General features: G+C 35.7%; 4 protein-coding genes. 2 read left to right on the top strand and 2 right to left on the bottom strand.

The window, feature by feature from the left end:
• Window positions 1-880 precede the first annotated feature (880 nt).
• Window positions 881-1948 (top strand): RepB family plasmid replication initiator protein, encoded by a 1068-nt coding sequence (locus AC1M87_RS14680; RefSeq protein WP_481594110.1) that lies wholly within the window; start codon window positions 881-883, stop codon window positions 1946-1948.
• 5 nt (window positions 1949-1953) lie between these two features.
• Here the strand turns inward: AC1M87_RS14680 and AC1M87_RS14675 are convergent, their stop codons facing one another.
• Complete coding sequence (locus tag AC1M87_RS14675; protein ID WP_481594109.1) at window positions 1954-2670, bottom strand: hypothetical protein; 717 nt, start codon at window positions 2668-2670, stop codon at window positions 1954-1956.
• A 213-nt stretch (window positions 2671-2883) separates the two neighbouring features.
• Here AC1M87_RS14675 and AC1M87_RS14670 point away from each other — a divergent pair, with 213 nt between their 5' ends.
• Window positions 2884-3813, top strand: a complete 930-nt coding sequence (locus AC1M87_RS14670) for a MobA/MobL family protein (protein ID WP_481594108.1) — start codon at window positions 2884-2886, stop codon at window positions 3811-3813.
• Between the two features lie 59 nt (window positions 3814-3872).
• Here the strand turns inward: AC1M87_RS14670 and AC1M87_RS14665 are convergent, their stop codons facing one another.
• Entirely contained in the window at window positions 3873-4166 is a 294-nt protein-coding gene (locus AC1M87_RS14665) for a hypothetical protein (RefSeq protein WP_481594107.1), read from the bottom strand.
• Window positions 4167-4426 lie beyond the last annotated feature (260 nt).

Below are 4426 nucleotides of genomic sequence, written 5' to 3'. Positions count from 1 at the left end.
AGTTACCCCATAACGTAAAATAGTTATCCCGTAACTTTTAAAATTAAGAACGGATTTAAATTTCAACATTAAAATTTCGCCACCCCATCAAACATAGGGCTATTTCTTCATGGTTTGCGATATTTCGCATGTTTTAGCAAAGAATGGTGTTTCAGTAAGGGGAGCGTTAAAAACGCCTTAAAACGCCTTAAAACGCGAATTTTAAAAAAATTAAAAAAATTTATAGCTCAAATTATTCAAAAGACAAAGTTATGTCCGTTTTTAGAGAATTTTTTTAGCGAGTGTCTACGAGCGACACAAATGCAAGTCGCTCATTCCCCCCTCTGAGCAACAAAATGCGGTATTTGCTTTTTAATCGCTTGTTCGCGGAGCCGTGTATGTTTTTAAGCTTTTGCTTTTATAAAAGCGGAGCGAAGCGACCGCATCATTTTGAATATTAATCATCACAATGAGAGTAACCAAAACAGCGCCCTCGACGGAGCGAAGCGACGTCACAACGTCACGAGCAAAGCGAGTGCCAAAGGCGCTGTTTTTCAGGGCTGTTTTCCTTTAAAAAGCTTTTAATAACTTTAAAAAGCTTTAAAAAGCTTTACGGATGGCTTGAAAGCATTGGTACACCAATATTCCAGAGGGCAAAGGGGGGTACGTTTGAAGACAAAGGGGGGTACGTTTGAAGACAAAGGGGGGTACGTTTGAAGACAAAGGGGGGTACGTTTGAAGACAAGGGGGGTACGTTTGAAGACTAAAAACACTTGTAGATATTAGGAATATTTAACCCCCTGTATAACCTAATTATTGACCTAATTTGAACAATTATTGACTCTTATAAAAGGGGGTGTTATACACTAAAAAAATACCCCCCTTTAACAAAGGATCTATTGTGTCGTCTCAAATAACAAAAAAAGTTAAAATATCTACATTTTGTGAGCAGGATAAAGAATTGCTACCACTCACCAATCAGGAAAATGAAAAAAAATACGGACAGTCACTTGCCGTTTTTCAGAATGTTTTCTTTCAGCTTCAGCATGAAAAGCCATTGAAAGATGATGTTATGCGGCTGCTTATATTGCTCAGCCCGAAAGTTCGTTTAATGGATGAAATCCCCTCTGAGCAAACAATCTTTTCACTCAAAGCACAAGAGTATGCAGCTGTAACAGGATTATCGGTTAAAGGCGCATATACAGCTCTAGATAGAGCAGTATCATCTTTGTACGAACATAGCGTCATATATCATGATAAAAATAGGGGATTAGTAAGAACACGACTGGTTACGTCTGCTGCATACATGGATGGTATGTTTACTGTTAGTTTTTCACACTTTGCACTACACATCATGCGTGTTTTTAATACTAGCTTCCCTTTCACTAAGATCCAAATTTCTCACATGGCAAAACTTAGTGGACACGCTTTAAAGATTTATCCGTTTCTGATTCAAAACTCTTTTAGAGCAAATATTTTAGTGTCAATTAGCGAACTAAAATCATTGCTATCGATAGATAACGAATCATATCAAGACTATAAAGATTTTAAGAAGCAAGTTCTAAAACCGCACATAGATCAAATCAATTCACATACAGACTTATCTGTGAGTTTTTTAGCAGAAAAGCATGAATCAAAAAAAGCTAGTCATGTACGTTTCTCAATTTCTAAAAAAATCGATGTAAAAGAAGGGGGGGCTGAAACAAATAACAAAACTAAGAATGATGAAAAACAAGAAAATCAGGAAATAGCGAAATCCAAAGCTATTATTTTTGTGACTCAAGCTATTAGAACAAGAAATCTTTACGACCGTTTTCGGAATGGTAATGAACGAGATTCAGACATACTAAAGCGAATTACATTAGAAATGCAAAACGGGAACTATGAATATTGGGAAAACAAGTTAAAAGAGTATACATATTCAATACCGCTGGATCTTCAACTACAGGGCTTCAATAAAATCAATTAATACCGCTATGAGTTGTTTCTTTTGTCGCTTTCAACTTGCGCTAAGTATTCTTGTAGCTTTTCTTTGATGAAAGGATCTGTAAATGCGCCAACAAAAAGCCTCAATAGAGAAAGAGGATTAATTAAATCTTGATGCCCATTCTCCCCCAAAATTTTACTAAAGCCTTCAAGAACACCGCCATAGAAACATAGTCTTGCAGTTCTAGCTTTTCGCTCAGCTTGCGGTGATGTACCTCTCTTTTCCCTCATCTCAATAGCTTTTGCTCGCGCTTCAACGCGCTTTAGCTCAGCTTTTGTTTGAGCTTTTTGTTCATCGATATCAACACAAGCTTTTAAAGCTTTTTCACATTGTATAAATGCATCTCGAGTATTAAGTTTAGAGAGATCTAAAGCGATTTTTTCAAGACTTGTCAGACTTTCAACCGACTTAGCTTTTATTGCCTCGAGTCTTGCATACCATTTTTGACGCTCTGCTGTAACATTAGCAAAACGTGATATTAGTCTATGAATTTCATCACTATCATCACTGTTACGAAGTACCTCCCTCGTCGTCAAATGACCGCCAGCTATAAAAAAGTCTGTATCATTCAAACGGTCAAAAGCCTTATCAAACCCTTTATCAACCGCCATAAACCAGGGATTTCTTTTACCAAACTCCCCCATTAATTGTTCTATTTGATCAAAAGTGAAATTTTTTTTTGGTGCGCCACGTTTACCCGTCATATCAAATTTCTCGCTTTTTTTTCAATCATAAAACATTGCGAAAAAAACAATTTAAATAAGTCTAATTTCTGCAAAAGATCAGTTTATTTTATTTTGCGAACGCAAAATAAAATAAACTGATAGCTCGTTTCCGTGTGTCTAATTCTTCGAATCAGACACACTACTACTCGTGCTCCGCAGGCTCTGCGAGGCTATTCCCACAGAAGGAAATTTATGTTTTTTGTTAGCTATAGACACCTCAAAAAAGGGAGTCACACAACAAGCAAGGGCAAGACTATCAGCAAGGCATCCGCCAAAGGCGTGTATCACTACATCACCCGAACCGCGCATTTTAAAAACGGGAAGGAAAACGAGCATGTCGAGCATGTCGAACATGGATGCATGCCAAGTTGGGCACAACACAACCCTAGTGAGTTTTGGAAAGCAGCAGATGACTATGAACGCTCAAATGCGAGAGTCGCAACAACACTTGTGATTGCACTCCCAAAAGAACTAACGAAAAAGCAGAGGATCGAGCTAGCAAAGTCGATGATTCAAAAATTCTGCAAAGAACACCAATACCCATTTTCAGCCTCGATACATAATCATACTGGGGCGTTAGAAGGAATCGACCAACCTCACCTACACATACTCTACAGCGAAAGAGCTTTAGACGGTGTTGAAAGAGATCCTGCTTTGTACTTCAAACAGCCACAAGGCGGAGGATGTAAGAAAATCACCGCCGATATTTTAGGTTTTGGTAAAGAGTACGTAAAGCACGTTAGACAAGAGGTAGAAACGCTCACAAACATGGCTTTACAACAGTATGCACCGACTAAAAAAGTCACTATTGAGGGGTATGAAATTGAAGTTGAAAATAAAGTGTCATGTTTAAGCACCAAAGAATACAACGAAAAATACAATACAAAAATGAAAGAAATCAAGATGATACATCCTGAAATTCTTTATAGTAATAAAGCGGAAAACATGGAAAAATTAAAAGAATTACAACAAGAAATTCAATTAAAGAGAGAAGAAAATAGGGCTTGGAAATATGCAGATGAGTTTAGAAATCAAATCGGAAGATACCCTATAGTATATTTAAATGACTACAACTCAAGAGTAGTTAAAGAAAAAAGCAATGATTATGGTTATGGTTTTTAATTTAAAAAAACCATAACCAACATTGAATATAAAAATTAATAATTATTCTTAAAGAAAATTTATTGACCACCCTTTTTTTCTAAGTAAGCTTTCAACTTAGAGTTTTTGATAGAATACATTCTATTGAACTCTTTTTCGATTAACTTAGCCACAATTTCTTTTTTATCTTTTCCATCCGATGCCCCTACCAACCCATTGAGTTTTTCATTAATTTCTTCAGATATAAAAACATCTAAAGATACGTTTTTTTTAGCTTTTTGTCTTAATCTGTATTCTCTTTGACGAGTCTTAGGATCTTTAACTTGTTTAACAGAAACTAGGGTTTCTTCAACATTAGGAGTATTTTCACTCATTGTTTTTCTCTTTTTCAATTTTCAGTATTCATAAATTATAACATGCACAAAAATTAAAAGTTACCCCATAACAAAAATAATAAAAAATTAAATTTCTAAATTTGTTACCCCATAACATTAAAAAGTTACCCCATAACATAAGAATGATAAATACATCACTTTATTTTAGTTACCCCATAACATTAAAAAGTTACCCCGTAACATTAGTTACCCCGTAACGCAAAATTTAGTTACCCCATAACGTAAAATAGTTATCCCGT

The sequence above is a fragment of the Acinetobacter sp. 24-47-62 genome (genome assembly GCF_056779765.1).
The sequence above is the reverse complement of the archived record's forward strand: the minus strand, read 5'-3'. Positions and strand labels throughout refer to the sequence as shown.

Excerpts from the sequence above, each read along its gene's own strand:
- AC1M87_RS14670 (WP_481594108.1), top strand. The coding sequence starts at position 2,884 with ATGTTTTTTGTTAGCTATAGACACCTCAAAAAAGGGAGTCACACAACA.
- AC1M87_RS14675 (WP_481594109.1), bottom strand. The coding sequence starts at position 2,670 with ATGACGGGTAAACGTGGCGCACCAAAAAAAAATTTCACTTTTGATCAA.
- AC1M87_RS14665 (WP_481594107.1), bottom strand. The coding sequence starts at position 4,166 with ATGAGTGAAAATACTCCTAATGTTGAAGAAACCCTAGTTTCTGTTAAA.